Raw genomic sequence first — 12,445 nt, 5'->3', positions numbered from 1 at the left:
GCGGCTCCATGGGGGCTGAGGGCGGACCGGCTGCCCGAGGGATCGGGCAGGCCCGGCGGTACGGCACGACTGCTCTGGAAATTACCCGGACGTAGCGCCCGGGTCACCCGGCCCGGCGTGTGATGCGGGCCTCTTTTCTAAGCGAGCGCTCAGTCATCGGCTCGGTTCGTCGCTGTGGCGGTCCACCCGCGTCGACCCCCCGGGCTCCGGGTGCGGGTGCGGATGGGGCTCCGTGGCGGCGGGCAGACGCCGCCGCCTGCGGTGCTTGAGCAGGGCCCAGGGCGCCCGGGCCCCGGTGACCTCCGTACCGGCCTCGTTGGCCGCCTGGGAGGCCGCCTTGGCCACCGGCAGCATGTCCTCGCGCCGGGCGCCGTCCAGCCGGTCGGACTCCGGCCACAGGCCGAGCACCGCGCACAGCGTCGGCAGCACCGCCATGGACGCGGTCGCGTACCCCTCCGCCGACGGGTGGTAGTTGTCCGGGCCGAACAGCTCCCGCGGGTTCTCCTCGAACTCCGGGCCCAGCAGGTCGCCCAGCGACACCGTGCGGCCGCCCTGCTCCACCGTGCCGATCGTCTGAGCCGCCGCCAGCTGCCGGCTCACCCGCCGGGCCAGCCAGCGCAGCGGCTGGTACACCGGCTCGATCGTCCCCAGGTCCGGACAGGTCCCGACGACGACCTCCGCCCCGGCCGTCCGCAGCCTGCGCACCGCCGTCGTCAGGCAGCGCACCGACTGGGTCGCGGGCATCCGGTGCGTCACATCGTTCGCCCCGATCATGATCACGCACACGTCGGGCGTCCGCGCCGGGTCCGCGAGCAGCAGCGAGACCTGCCGCTCCAGATCGTCCGACCTGGCGCCCGGGAGCGCGACGTTGCGCAGGTCCACCGGCCGCTCGGACACCGCCGCGAGCCCCGAGGCCAGCAGCGCCCCCGGGGTCTGCCCGGCCCGCCGCACCCCCTGCCCGGCCGCCGTGGAGTCCCCGAGCAGCCCCAGGCGCAAGGGCTCCGCGGGGCCCGTGAACGCCACTCCGTACCGTCCGTCCGCGCTCGGCGGGACCGGCGCGGTACCGCCGCCCACCTGCCGCTTCGCCAGCTGGACCTCCGCCAGCAGGACGCCCACCGCCGCGGCGCCCAGCAGCCCGATGCTGCCCCCGCCGTAGGCCGCGCCCGCCGCGATCCGCCGTGCCACTCTCGCCGTCGACACAGTCCGGTCCACCTCCTCGTCCCACGTACCGCAGTAGAGCCGTACACAGAGCTACCTGCCCGCTACCGCCCGTCGTTCAATCGCGTCACCCAATCCCGTGCCCGTACGCATACGCTTGCCGGACCATCTCGGAGACCCCGGAGTACACGGTGCGATACCACGATTCGATGATCAGTCTCGTAGGCAATACCCCGCTGGTGAGGCTGCGCAGTGTCACGGCCGGCATCCAGGCGACGGTCCTGGCCAAGGTCGAGTACTTCAACCCCGGCGGGTCGGTCAAGGACCGCATCGCCCTGCGCATGATCGAGGCCGCCGAGCAGAGCGGCGAGCTGAAGCCCGGTGGCACGATCGTCGAGCCGACGAGCGGCAACACGGGCGTCGGCCTGGCGATCGTCGCGCAGCAGAAGGGGTACAAGTGCGTCTTCGTCTGCCCGGACAAGGTGTCCACGGACAAGATCAACGTGCTGCGCGCCTATGGAGCCGAGGTCGTCGTCTGCCCCACGGCGGTCGACCCCGAGCATCCCGACTCGTACTACAACGTCTCCGACCGGCTGGTCCGTGAGACGCCGGGAGCCTGGAAGCCCGACCAGTACTCCAACCCGAACAACCCGCGTTCGCACTACGAGACCACCGGTCCCGAGCTGTGGGAGCAGACGGAGGGGAAGATCACCCACTTCGTGGCGGGCGTCGGGACCGGCGGCACGATCAGCGGCACCGGCCGCTATCTGAAGGAGGCCAGCGACGGCCGGGTCCAGGTCGTCGGCGCGGACCCGGAGGGCTCGGTCTACTCCGGCGGTTCCGGCCGGCCGTATCTGGTGGAGGGCGTCGGCGAGGACTTCTGGCCGACGGCGTACGACCGGACGGTCACCGACGAGATCGTCGCCGTGTCCGACAAGGACTCCTTCCAGATGACCCGCCGGCTCGCCAAGGAGGAGGGGCTGCTGGTCGGCGGCTCCTGCGGAATGGCGGTCGTGGGCGCCCTGGAGGTCGCGAAGCGGCTCGGCCCCGAGGACGTGGTCGTCGTCCTGCTGCCGGACAGCGGGCGCGGCTATCTGTCGAAGATCTTCAACGACGAGTGGATGGCGGACTACGGCTTCCTGGAGGACGGCGGTCCCTCGGCGCGGGTCGCGGACGTCCTGAACCACAAGGAGGGGCCGATCCCCACCCTCGTCCACATGCACCCGGAGGAGACGGTCGGCGAGGCGATCGACGTACTGCGCGAGTACGGCGTCTCGCAGATGCCGATCGTGAAGCCCGGCGCGGGGCACCCGGACGTGATGGCCGCTGAGGTCATCGGCTCGGTCGTGGAGCGCGAGCTGCTGAACGCGCTGTTCGCCCAGCGCGCCTCGCTCAGCGACCCGCTGGAGAAGCACATGTCGCCGCCGCTGCCGCAGGTCGGCTCCGGCGAGCCGGTCGAGGACCTGATGGCGGTGCTCGGCGGCACCGGCGCGGCGGACGCGGCGATCGTGCTGGTGGAGGGCAGGCCGAAGGGTGTCGTCAGCCGCCAGGACCTGCTGGCGTACCTGGCGAAGAACGCCCCGGGCGTCGCGAAGTAGCCGGGCGGCCGCGCGCTTCGCGTAAACGGTACGTACGCGTCACGTGCGCGCAGCACCGGCTTAACACGGCTCGGGCACATTGGTGGATGCCGGCGGGGAGACCCGCCGGCACCGGAACGGCGACAACGGACTACGGAGCGGCTCCCGGACCTCCACCGTCGCCCGGACGCGTCACCCGGCCCTGACCCGGACCGCGTCCCTCGCGGGGACCGCCGTCGTCCCGCCCCCTGGGAAACCGGGGGTGCGGCGGTCCCCGCGACTACCGTCGTTCCATGTGAGGCTCAGTCCTCCCAGTCGGAGGCCGTCCGCCGCTCCTCGCGGCTCCGGAACAGCCGCCTGCCGTGGCCGGCCTGGAAGGCGTTGACGCCGACGATCCCGAGCCAGGCCACGACGAGCCCGCCGATGCCCGCGTTCGCGGCGCCGATCGCGGACAGCGGGACGGCCAGGACCAGGGACACGACGCCGAAGCCGTAGCGCTCGCCGAAGTTGCCCGGCGGGCGCTCCGGGGTGCGGGCGCCCCGCGCGACGGCGGTCCGCTCCTCGGCGAGATGCCGCCGGACCCTGCGGTCGAGCGTGGCGTCGAGCCGCTGCTCCACCTTCTCCAGGAACGACTCGACGAGCGCGGAGTCGTAGTCGGCCCCCAGCTCGCCGCGGGCCTGCAAAGTCGCCTTGAGCTCCCTGTCGAGCTCGGTGTCGGGTGCGTCCATGGTTCCTACGGTACGGAGCCGGGGCGGTCCGGACAGTGGGGCTAGCCCCCCGATTCCGGGCCTTTTCCCCGGCCGCCGAACGCCCGGTCGTGACCCGCCCGGCCGCATATGGACATGCAGACACCTTGCTGGCTGAATGGATTCGCCGGCGCCGGCCCCGGCGCGGCGGATCTACCGAGGGGACAGGATGAGCGGGAGCAGCCCGGCCGCGCGGTTGCAGGAGCTGTTCGAGGGGCGCCGGCTCACGCCCACGCAGCGGCGCATCGCGCACTCGATGGTGCGCAGGGCCGGGGACGCCCCGTTCCTCTCCAGCGTCGAGCTGGCCGAGCTGGCCGGGGTCAGCCAGCCGTCCGTCACCCGGTTCGCCGTCGCCCTCGGCTTCGACGGCTACCCGGCGCTGCGCAAGCACCTGCGCGAGGTCGCCCCGGCCGGGGCGGCGGCGGGCGAGGGCGACGAGACGTACAACGAGTACCAGCAGGCGGTGCTCGGGGAGATCGAGAACCTGCGCCACCTGGCCGGACTCCTCGCCGACCCGGGCCCCGTCGAGCGGGCGGGCCGGCTGCTCGCCGCGTCCCGTCCGCTGCCGGTGCTCGGGCTGCGCGCGGCGTCCTCGCAGGCGCGCGGGTTCGGGTACTTCGCGGCGAAGGTGCATCCGGACGTCCGGGTGCTGGACGAGGGCGGCAGCATGCTGCACGACCGGATCGACGCCGCCCGGCGGGCCGGGGCGAGCGCGCTGATCTGCTTCGCGCTGCCCCGCCACCCGCGCGAGGTCGTGGACGCCCTGGCGTACGCGCGGGGCCGGGGCCTCACGGTGGTGTCCGTGGCCGACTCCGCGTTCGCCCCGGTCGCCCGCCACAGCGACCTGCTCATCCCGGCCGCCGTCGGCACCGGCCTGGCCTTCGACACCGCCTGCGCCCCCATGCTGCTGGGCCGCGTCCTCCTGGAGGCGATGTGCGACGCGCTCCCGGACGCCCAGTCCCGGCTGGAGGAGTTCGACGCGGGGGCGGCGGCACGGGGGCTGTTCATGGAGTGACCGGGCGGGACCGGCGCCCCGGTCCCGCCCCGGCCCGCTCAGACCTCCAGGTCCGCCTCGATCTTCTTCAGCTGGTGGCGGGCCATCGCCAGGTTCGAGCGGCCGGTGTCGAGGACCAGGTAGAGGAACAGGCCGTTGTTGCCGCGGGCCTTGAGGAGCCGGATCAGGTGGTACTGGGTGCCCAGGGTGATGAGGATGTCCTCGATCTCGTCCTTGATGCCCAGGTGCTCCATCGTGCGGAGCTTCGCGCGTACGACGTCGGTGTTGCCGGCCGCCGCGACCTCCAGGTTGAAGTCCTTGCCGCCGCCGAGCGTGCCCAGCGCCATGCCGCTCGTGTAGTCCACGAGGGCGACACCGGTGGTGCCCTCGATGGACGACATCGCTTCCTTGAGTGACGCTTCGGTGTTCGCCATGAGTGGTGCTCCCTTTCTCTGACCGGCCACTGCGGCCGGTTCCGTTACGTGGTGCGGGTGATGCCGGTGGTTCCGGTGGTTCCGGTGGTTCCGGTGGGGCTCAGGTGGGGCGTTGCGGGAGGGCGCCCGGCTGCTGCGGGGTGCGGGGCGCGGGGGCCGGCCGCGGGGCCCGGGCCAGTGCGCCGTCGATCAGTCCGCCGATACGGGAGCCGGCCCGGCGGCCCTCCAGATGGAGCCGGCCGACGTTGATCCGGTCCTCGGCGAGCAGGGTCAGGACGGCCTGGGACCCTGCCGCGTACGTCGCGATGTAGCCGTCCTCGCCGCGCACGAGGAGTTCGCGGAAGCCGTTCCGCCCGGTCGCCTCGGTCATCCGGATGGCGACGCCGAGCGCGGCGGCGGTGAGGGCGGCGACCCCCTCGGCCTCCACGCCCGGGGTGTCGTGCGCCAGGACGAGCCCGTCGGTGCTGGCCGCCAGCGCGCCGGAGAGGAGCGGGACCCGCGCCCGTAACCGCTGGAGCTCCGCGAGGACGTCCTGCGCTTCGGCTTCGGGCACCATCAGCTGTCTCCTTCCGGCACGCTGTCTGAGCGCGCGTATCACAGGGCCTCCAATGCGTCTCGGAGCCGGCGCAGCAGGGCGACGTCGGGGTCGGCCGTGACCTCGGGGAACGCGATCCGGCCCGGGTCGGGGGTACCCGGCGCCACCGGCTCGACCAGTCCGGCCGCCGCGAGCCGTCGCAGGTCGACCAGGACGTGGAACGCCGACCTGCCGAGCTCCTGCGCGATGCCGGTGGCCGTACGCACCCCGTCCACGCGCTCCAGCACGCGGCGCCGGACGGCCGGCACGGGCGCGTCGGGCGGCCGGCCCGTCCGCGTCAGCGGGGCGGTGTCCACCGCGGCGTCCGGCCAGATCCGGTCCAGCAGTTCGCGGCGCCGCAGGGTCTCGCGCTGCACGGCGTCCACCGGGACCGGCCGCACGGGGCCGATCCAGTGCGCGACCCCGTACCGGAAGCGCGCCGGGGTCCGGGTCGGCGCGAGGGCGAAGAACGCCGCGTCGTACAGGGCGCCCAGGTGGCACAGCTCCAGCGCGCCGCCCGGCACCCGGCCGCTGTCCACGAGATGCCGGCCGACCCGCTGCCCGGCCCCCGCCTCCGCGACCGCGTCCCACCAGCCCTCGCGGCGCAGCGCCCCGCCCCGGGTCAGCAGGACGTCGATCCCGGGCGTCGCCGGGGACTCGGCGTGGACGACCTCGCCGTCCGCGAGATACAGCGTGCCCCGGTCGCGCATCAGGGCGCCGGTGGCCCGTTCGGCGGCGAGCCGCTGGAGCATCGGGGAGAGCACGGGCGCCGCGGTCTCGTCCGCGAGGGCTGCGGCGGTCATGCGAGGACCAGCCGCTCGGCGATCTCGCCGATACGTATCCGGGCCAGCGCGAGATTGCCCTCGGCGCGGTCCAGCCACAGGTGGAGGAAGACGCTGCTGTCGAAGTCCGTCGCCACGAACCGGAGGATGTGGTACCCGGCCGGGGTGGTCACGATGACGTCCTCGACCGGGGGAGCGCTCCCGGCCCCGCCCGCCGCCGGCTCCGGCGAACCGAGGGCGAAGACGGGCTGTTCGGCCGCCATCCGCGCCACCTCCGCCGTCTCCGCCGCGGTGGCCTCGTGATCGCCGTTGGGCGAGTCGCCGACGGTGCCGAGGGCCAGACCGCTCGTCCAGTCGACAACGGCGGCGCCCCTGGCACCGGGCAGTCTCATGACGTCGAGCAGGCACTCGTCAATTCCGGGCACGCGGATTCCCCTCCGACACGGCGTTCGGCTGTGACCCTGAGGTTACGCATCGTGCTCTCTCCTGGTGGAGGTTCTGGCATTTTCCATCGGTACATGCGGGAAGCGGGCGGAGAACGCCCCGCCGCGCACGGCTTCTGACGTGCCGGGGAGGCCCCTCGGCCCCGCCTGTTGACTGGACGTATTCATCCACTCAAGATGTGAATAGAAAAATCACAGTCGCGAGGAGGCACCGCCATGTCAGGACCCCGCCCCGTACGGGCGCCGCGCGGTACGGAACTGACCGCCCTGGGATGGCAGCAGGAAGCCGCCCTGCGGATGCTCCAGAACAACCTGGACCCCGAGGTCGCCGAGCACCCGGACAAGCTCGTCGTCTACGGCGGCACCGGCAAGGCGGCCCGCGACTGGCGCTCCTTCGACGCGATGGTCCGTACGCTGCGCACGCTCAAGCAGGACGAGACGATGCTCGTCCAGTCCGGCCGCCCGGTCGGCGTCATGCAGACGCACGAGTGGGCGCCGCGCGTCCTGATCGCCAACTCCAACCTGGTCGGCGACTGGGCGAACTGGGAGGAGTTCCGCCGCCTGGAGGCGCTGGGGCTCACCATGTACGGCCAGATGACCGCCGGTTCCTGGATCTACATCGGCACCCAGGGCATCCTCCAGGGCACCTACGAGACCTTCGCCGCCGTCGCCGCGAAGCTGCATTCAATGGGCAAGGGCGGGGTCGGCGGGACGCTGGCCGGCACGATCACCCTGACCGCCGGGCTCGGCGGCATGGGCGGCGCCCAGCCGCTCGCCGTGACCATGAACGACGGCGTCGCGATCTGCATCGACTGCGATCCGCGCGCCATCGAGCGCCGCATCGAACACCGCTACCTGGACGTGAGGGCCGAATCGCTGGAGCACGCGCTCCAGCTCGCAGTCGAGGCCCGCGACGCCCGCCGCCCGCTCTCCATCGGCCTCCTGGGCAACGCGGCGGAGCTGCTGCCCCGGATGCTCGCCGAGGGTGCCCCGATCGACATCGTCACCGACCAGACCAGCGCGCACGACCCGCTGGCCTACCTGCCGGCCGGCGTCGACTTCGACGACATGGCCTCGTACGCCGCCGAGAAGCCCGCCGACTTCACCCAGCGGGCCCGCGAGTCGATGGCCCGGCACGTCGAGGCGATGGTCGGCTTCATGGACGCCGGCGCCGAGGTCTTCGACTACGGCAACTCGATCCGGGGCGAGGCGCAGCTCGCCGGATACGAGCGGGCCTTCGACTTCCCCGGCTTCGTACCGGCGTACATCCGGCCGCTGTTCTGCGAGGGGAAGGGCCCGTTCCGCTGGGCCGCCCTGTCCGGCGAGGCGTCCGACATCCACAAGACGGACAAGGCGCTGCTCGAACTCTTCCCGGAGAACGAGTCCCTGCACCGCTGGATCAGGATGGCCGGTGAGCGCGTCCACTTCCAGGGCCTGCCCGCCCGCATCTGCTGGCTCGGCTACGGCGAACGCGACCGGGCCGGCGAGCGCTTCAACGACATGGTGGCGAGCGGCGAGCTGGCGGCACCGCTGGCGATCGGGCGCGACCACCTGGACTGCGGGTCCGTCGCCTCCCCGTACCGCGAGACCGAGGCCATGCTCGACGGCTCCGACGCGATCGCCGACTGGCCGCTGCTGAACGCCATGGTCAACGTGGCGTCCGGCGCGTCCTGGGTCTCCCTCCACCACGGCGGCGGGGTCGGCATGGGCCGCTCCATCCACGCCGGACAGGTGACCGTCGCGGACGGCACACCGCTGGCCGGCGAGAAGATCCGCCGGGTGCTGACGAACGACCCGGGCATGGGGGTGATCCGGCACGTGGACGCGGGGTACGACATCGCGGACTCCGTGGCCCGGGACAAGGACGTGCGCGTACCGATGCGGGAGGACGCGTGACACCTGAACCGTCCGGCTTCCAGGCCATGTGGGCCGAACTGGCCCCCATCGGCCGGCACCCCGACAGCGGGGGATACCGGCGGTACGCCTGGACCGGGGCCGACGCCGACTGCCGGGAGTGGTTCCGGGCGCAGGCCGAGGCGCGCGGGCTGACCCCGGAGACCGACCGGAACGGCAACCAGTGGGCCTGGCTCGGGGACCCGCTCGCCGGGGACGCCGTCGTCACCGGCTCCCACCTGGACTCCGTGCCCGACGGCGGCGCCTTCGACGGGCCGCTCGGCGTCGTCTCCTCGTTCGCCGCGCTCGATGAACTCCGCCGCAGGGGAGTGGAGTTCACCAAGCCGCTGGCCATCACCAACTTCGGGGACGAGGAGGGCGCCCGGTTCGGCCTCGCCTGCGTCGGCTCCCGGCTCGCCGCCGGGCAGCTGACCGTCGAGGCCGCGCACCGGCTGCGCGACGCGGACGGCGTCACCCTCCCGCAGGCCATGGCCGCCGCCGGGCACGACCCCGACGCCATCGGGCCCGACCCCGAACGGCTCGCCCGGATCGGCGCCTTCGTGGAACTCCACGTCGAGCAGGGCCGCGCCCTCGACCTCTCCGGCGACCCGGTCGGCATCGCCTCCGCGATCTGGCCGCACGGCCGCTGGCGGTTCGACTTCCGGGGCGAGGCCAACCACGCGGGCACCACCCGGCTCGCCGACCGCCGGGACCCGATGCTCACGTACGCCGAGACCGTCATCGCCGCCCGGCGGGAAGCGGAACTCGCGGGCGCCCTCGCCACCTTCGGCAAGGTCGCCGTCGAGCCCAACGGGGTCAACGCGATCCCGTCCCTCGTGCGCGGCTGGCTCGACTCGCGCGCCGCCGACCAGGACACCCTGGACACGGTCGTCGCCGCCGTCGAGCGCGCGGCCCGGGAGCACGCGGACCGGGCCGGGATCGATCTCGACGTCGTCCGCGAGTCGTTCACGCCCGTGGTCGAATTCCGGCACGCCCTGCGCGACGAGCTGTCCACCCTGCTCAAGGGCTCCGCCCGCGGCACCGGGCGCCCGGTCCCCGTGCTCGGCACCGGCGCCGGGCACGACGCGGGTATTTTGTCCGCTTCGGTCCCGACCGCCATGCTGTTCGTACGGAACCCGACCGGGATCTCGCACTCACCGGCCGAACACGCCGCCGAGGACGACTGCGTGGCCGGGGTCACCGCACTCGCCGACGTACTGGAAGGTCTCGCGTGCCGCTGACGACGGAGGCGACGGGCACACCCGTCACCGAGACGTACTGGCTGTCCCACGCCTGGCTCGGTACCCATGTCGAGCCGGGCGTCGCCCTGGACGTGTCCGACGGGCGGATCGCCCGCGTACGCACCGGGGTGGAGGCGGCGCCGCCCGGCGCCACCGCGCTGCGCGGGCTCACCCTGCCCGGCCTGGCCAACACCCACTCGCACGCCTTCCACCGCGCCCTGCGCTCCACCGTCCAGGTCGGCTCCGGCACCTTCTGGACCTGGCGCGAGACCATGTACCAGGTCGCGTCCCGGCTCACGCCCGACAGCTATTACGCGCTCGCCCGCGCGGTGTACGCGGAGATGGCGCTCGCCGGCATCACCGCGGTCGGCGAATTCCACTATCTGCACCACGCGCCCGGCGGCACGCCCTACGACAACCCCAACGCCATGGGCGAGGCCCTGATCGCGGCCGCCCGCGCGGCCGGCATCCGGATCACCCTGCTCGACACCGCCTACCTCTCCGCCGGATTCGGCTCCGGTCCCGACGACTACCGCGCGCCCGACCGGCACCAGGCGCGCTTCAGCGACGGGACCGCCGACGCCTGGGCCGAGCGCGCCGCCCTCCTCAAGGGCGACGACCGCACGGTCATCGGCGCCGCCGTCCACTCCGTGCGGGCGGTCCCGGCCGGGCAGCTCGCCACCGTCGCCCGCTGGGCCGAGGAGCGGCAGGCCCCCCTGCACGTCCACCTTTCCGAGCAGACCGCCGAGAACGACGCCTGCCTCGCCGCCCACGGACGCACCCCGGCCCGGCTCCTCGCCGACCACGGCGTCCTCGGACCCCGCACCACCGGCGTCCACAACACCCACCTCACCGACGAGGACATCGCCCTCATCGGCACCACGTCCACCGGCACCTGCATGTGCCCGACGACCGAACGGGACCTCGCGGACGGCATCGGCCCCGCGGCCGCCCTCCAGCACGCCGGCTCCCCGCTCTCGCTCGGCAGCGACAGCCACGCGGTGATCGACCTCTTCGAGGAGGCCCGCGCGATGGAGCTGGACGAACGCCTGCGCACCCGCAGGCGCGGCCACTGGACGGCCGCCGCCCTGCTGCGCGCCGCCTCCGCCGACGGCCACGCCGCGCTCGGCCGGCCCGAAGCGGGCGTCATCGAGGCGAGCGCCCCCGCCGACCTGGTGACCATCGCGCTCGACTCCGTCAGAACCGCGGGTCCGGTGCCACGGCTGGCAGCCGAGACCGCCGTATTCGCCGCCTCCGCGGCGGACGTCCGCCACACCGTGGTGGCGGGGCGCCACCTCGTACGCGACGGGCGGCACACGCTGGTCGACGACGTCCCGCAAGCACTCGCCCAGGCCATCGGCGCACTGCGGCCCTGACCGGCACCCCGGCACGAACCCCCAGGCTCCCACGCAAGGAGAGCAGTCCCCCGATGACGACGACCGCCATCACCCACATCTCCGCACTGGTCACCAACGACCCCTCCCTCGGCGACGAGTCCCCCCTCGGACTGGTCCGGGACGCCGCCGTCGTCATCGAGGGCGACCGCGTCGTCTGGACCGGTGAATCCAGCAAAGCACCCGCCACTGACAACGCCGTCGACGCGGGCGGCCGGGCGGTGATCCCCGGCTTCGTGGACTCCCACTCGCACCTGGTCTTCGCGGGCGACCGCACCCAGGAGTTCAACGCCCGGATGTCCGGCCGCCCCTACAGCGCGGGCGGCATCCGCACCACCGTCGCCGCCACCCGCGCCGCGACCGACGAACAGCTCTCCGCCAACGTCGCCCGCTATCTCGCCGAGGCGCTGCGCCAGGGCACCACCACCTTCGAGACCAAGTCCGGCTACGGCCTCACCGTCGAGGACGAGGCCCGCGCCCTGCGCATCGCCGCCCGGCACACCGACGAGGTCACCTTCCTCGGTGCCCACATCGTCTCCCCGGACTACGCCGACGACCCGGCCGGATACGTGGACCTGGTCACCGGGCCGATGCTCGACGCCTGCGCCCCGTACGCCCGCTGGATCGACGTCTTCTGCGAGCGCGGCGCCTTCGACGGCGACCAGGCGCGGGCGATCCTCACCGCGGGCCGCGCCCGGGGCCTGCACCCCCGGGTCCACGCCAACCAGCTCGGCCACGGCCCCGGCGTCCAGCTCGCCGTGGAGCTCGACGCGGCGTCCGCCGACCACTGCACCCACCTCACCGACGCGGACGTCGACGCCCTGGCCCAGTCGGACACCGTCGCGACGCTGCTGCCCGGCGCCGAGTTCTCCACCCGGGCCGCCTGGCCGGACGCCCGCCGGCTGCTCGACGCGGGCGCCACGGTCGCCCTGTCCACGGACTGCAACCCGGGCTCCTCGTTCACCTCGTCCGTGCCGTTCTGTATCGCCCTCGCTGTGCGGGACATGGGCATGACACCGGACGAGGCCCTCTGGTCCGCCACGGCGGGCGGTGCGGCGGCCCTGCGGCGCGACGACATCGGCCGTCTCGCCCCGGGCGCCCGCGCCGACCTGGTGATCCTGGACGCGCCCAGCCACGTCCACCTCGCGTACCGGCCGGGCGTCCCGCTGGTCCACGAGGTCCGGCGGGCCGGTGCGCGGGTGGCCTGAG

The 12,445-nt window shown here is 73.6% G+C and carries 12 protein-coding genes; 6 read left to right on the top strand and 6 right to left on the bottom strand.

Annotated features, from left to right (window positions below; translation table 11 throughout):
- Window positions 1–153: 153 nt before the first annotated feature.
- Window positions 154–1,185 carry an SGNH/GDSL hydrolase family protein gene (locus OG338_RS10545; RefSeq protein WP_405940381.1) on the bottom strand — a complete coding sequence of 344 codons (1,032 nt, stop codon included), beginning with the start codon at window positions 1,183–1,185 and terminating at the stop codon, window positions 154–156.
- A 164-nt stretch (window positions 1,186–1,349) separates the two neighbouring features.
- On the opposite strand from OG338_RS10545, the gene OG338_RS10540 reads away from it, so the two are divergent.
- Window positions 1,350–2,756, top strand: coding sequence for a cystathionine beta-synthase (locus OG338_RS10540; protein WP_405937063.1), 1,407 nt, complete (start codon window positions 1,350–1,352; stop codon window positions 2,754–2,756).
- A gap of 281 nt (window positions 2,757–3,037) precedes the next feature.
- Here the strand turns inward: OG338_RS10540 and OG338_RS10535 are convergent, their stop codons facing one another.
- Complete coding sequence (locus OG338_RS10535) at window positions 3,038–3,463, bottom strand: hypothetical protein (RefSeq protein WP_405937062.1); 426 nt, start codon at window positions 3,461–3,463, stop codon at window positions 3,038–3,040.
- A 187-nt stretch (window positions 3,464–3,650) separates the two neighbouring features.
- Between OG338_RS10535 and OG338_RS10530 the strand changes: the two genes are divergently transcribed.
- Complete coding sequence (locus OG338_RS10530) at window positions 3,651–4,496, top strand: MurR/RpiR family transcriptional regulator (protein WP_405937061.1); 846 nt, start codon at window positions 3,651–3,653, stop codon at window positions 4,494–4,496.
- Between the two features lie 38 nt (window positions 4,497–4,534).
- Here OG338_RS10530 and OG338_RS10525 read toward each other — a convergent pair whose 3' ends face one another.
- From OG338_RS10525 to OG338_RS10510, 4 genes are all read right to left on the bottom strand, one after another.
- Window positions 4,535–4,909, bottom strand: coding sequence for a hypothetical protein (locus tag OG338_RS10525; protein WP_405937060.1), 375 nt, complete (start codon window positions 4,907–4,909; stop codon window positions 4,535–4,537).
- A gap of 100 nt (window positions 4,910–5,009) precedes the next feature.
- On the bottom strand, window positions 5,010–5,465 hold the full coding sequence (locus OG338_RS10520) for a roadblock/LC7 domain-containing protein (protein WP_405937059.1): 456 nt from the start codon (window positions 5,463–5,465) through the stop codon (window positions 5,010–5,012).
- A 38-nt stretch (window positions 5,466–5,503) separates the two neighbouring features.
- Window positions 5,504–6,286, bottom strand: coding sequence for a transcriptional regulator (locus tag OG338_RS10515; protein WP_405937058.1), 783 nt, complete (start codon window positions 6,284–6,286; stop codon window positions 5,504–5,506).
- Window positions 6,283–6,690, bottom strand: a complete 408-nt coding sequence (locus OG338_RS10510) for a hypothetical protein (protein WP_405937057.1) — start codon at window positions 6,688–6,690, stop codon at window positions 6,283–6,285. The genes OG338_RS10515 and OG338_RS10510 overlap by 4 nt, the downstream gene beginning before the upstream one ends.
- 234 nt (window positions 6,691–6,924) lie before the next feature.
- On the opposite strand from OG338_RS10510, the gene hutU reads away from it, so the two are divergent.
- The 4 genes from hutU to hutI are packed head-to-tail and all read left to right on the top strand — an operon-like array spanning window position 6,925 to window position 12,444.
- A complete protein-coding gene (gene hutU / locus OG338_RS10505; RefSeq protein ID WP_405937056.1) occupies window positions 6,925–8,604 on the top strand; it encodes a urocanate hydratase in 1,680 nt (559 codons plus the stop codon).
- A 26-nt stretch (window positions 8,605–8,630) separates the two neighbouring features.
- Entirely contained in the window at window positions 8,631–9,842 is a 1,212-nt protein-coding gene (locus OG338_RS10500) for an allantoate amidohydrolase (protein ID WP_405940380.1), read from the top strand.
- Complete coding sequence (locus OG338_RS10495) at window positions 9,833–11,218, top strand: formimidoylglutamate deiminase (RefSeq protein WP_405937055.1); 1,386 nt, start codon at window positions 9,833–9,835, stop codon at window positions 11,216–11,218. Before OG338_RS10500 ends, OG338_RS10495 begins: the two co-directional genes overlap by 10 nt.
- Window positions 11,219–11,271: 53 nt before the next feature.
- Window positions 11,272–12,444 (top strand): imidazolonepropionase, encoded by a 1,173-nt coding sequence (gene hutI / locus OG338_RS10490; RefSeq protein ID WP_405937054.1) that lies wholly within the window; start codon window positions 11,272–11,274, stop codon window positions 12,442–12,444.
- Window position 12,445 lies beyond the last annotated feature (1 nt).

The sequence above is a fragment of the Streptomyces sp. NBC_00726 genome, from assembly GCF_045161735.1.
Lineage (GTDB): Bacteria > Actinomycetota > Actinomycetes > Streptomycetales > Streptomycetaceae > Streptomyces.
The sequence above is the reverse complement of the archived record's forward strand: the minus strand, read 5'-3'. Positions and strand labels throughout refer to the sequence as shown.

What these genes read in the sequence shown, in the direction of transcription:
- OG338_RS10535 (WP_405937062.1), bottom strand. Translation starts at nt 3,463, where the DNA reads ATGGACGCACCCGACACCGAGCTCGACAGGGAGCTCAAGGCGACTTTG.
- OG338_RS10530 (WP_405937061.1), top strand. Translation starts at nt 3,651, where the DNA reads ATGAGCGGGAGCAGCCCGGCCGCGCGGTTGCAGGAGCTGTTCGAGGGG.
- OG338_RS10525 (WP_405937060.1), bottom strand. Translation starts at nt 4,909, where the DNA reads ATGGCGAACACCGAAGCGTCACTCAAGGAAGCGATGTCGTCCATCGAG.
- OG338_RS10520 (WP_405937059.1), bottom strand. Translation starts at nt 5,465, where the DNA reads ATGGTGCCCGAAGCCGAAGCGCAGGACGTCCTCGCGGAGCTCCAGCGG.
- OG338_RS10515 (WP_405937058.1), bottom strand. Translation starts at nt 6,286, where the DNA reads ATGACCGCCGCAGCCCTCGCGGACGAGACCGCGGCGCCCGTGCTCTCC.
- hutU (WP_405937056.1), top strand. Translation starts at nt 6,925, where the DNA reads ATGTCAGGACCCCGCCCCGTACGGGCGCCGCGCGGTACGGAACTGACC.
- OG338_RS10500 (WP_405940380.1), top strand. Translation starts at nt 8,631, where the DNA reads ATGTGGGCCGAACTGGCCCCCATCGGCCGGCACCCCGACAGCGGGGGA.
- hutI (WP_405937054.1), top strand. Translation starts at nt 11,272, where the DNA reads ATGACGACGACCGCCATCACCCACATCTCCGCACTGGTCACCAACGAC.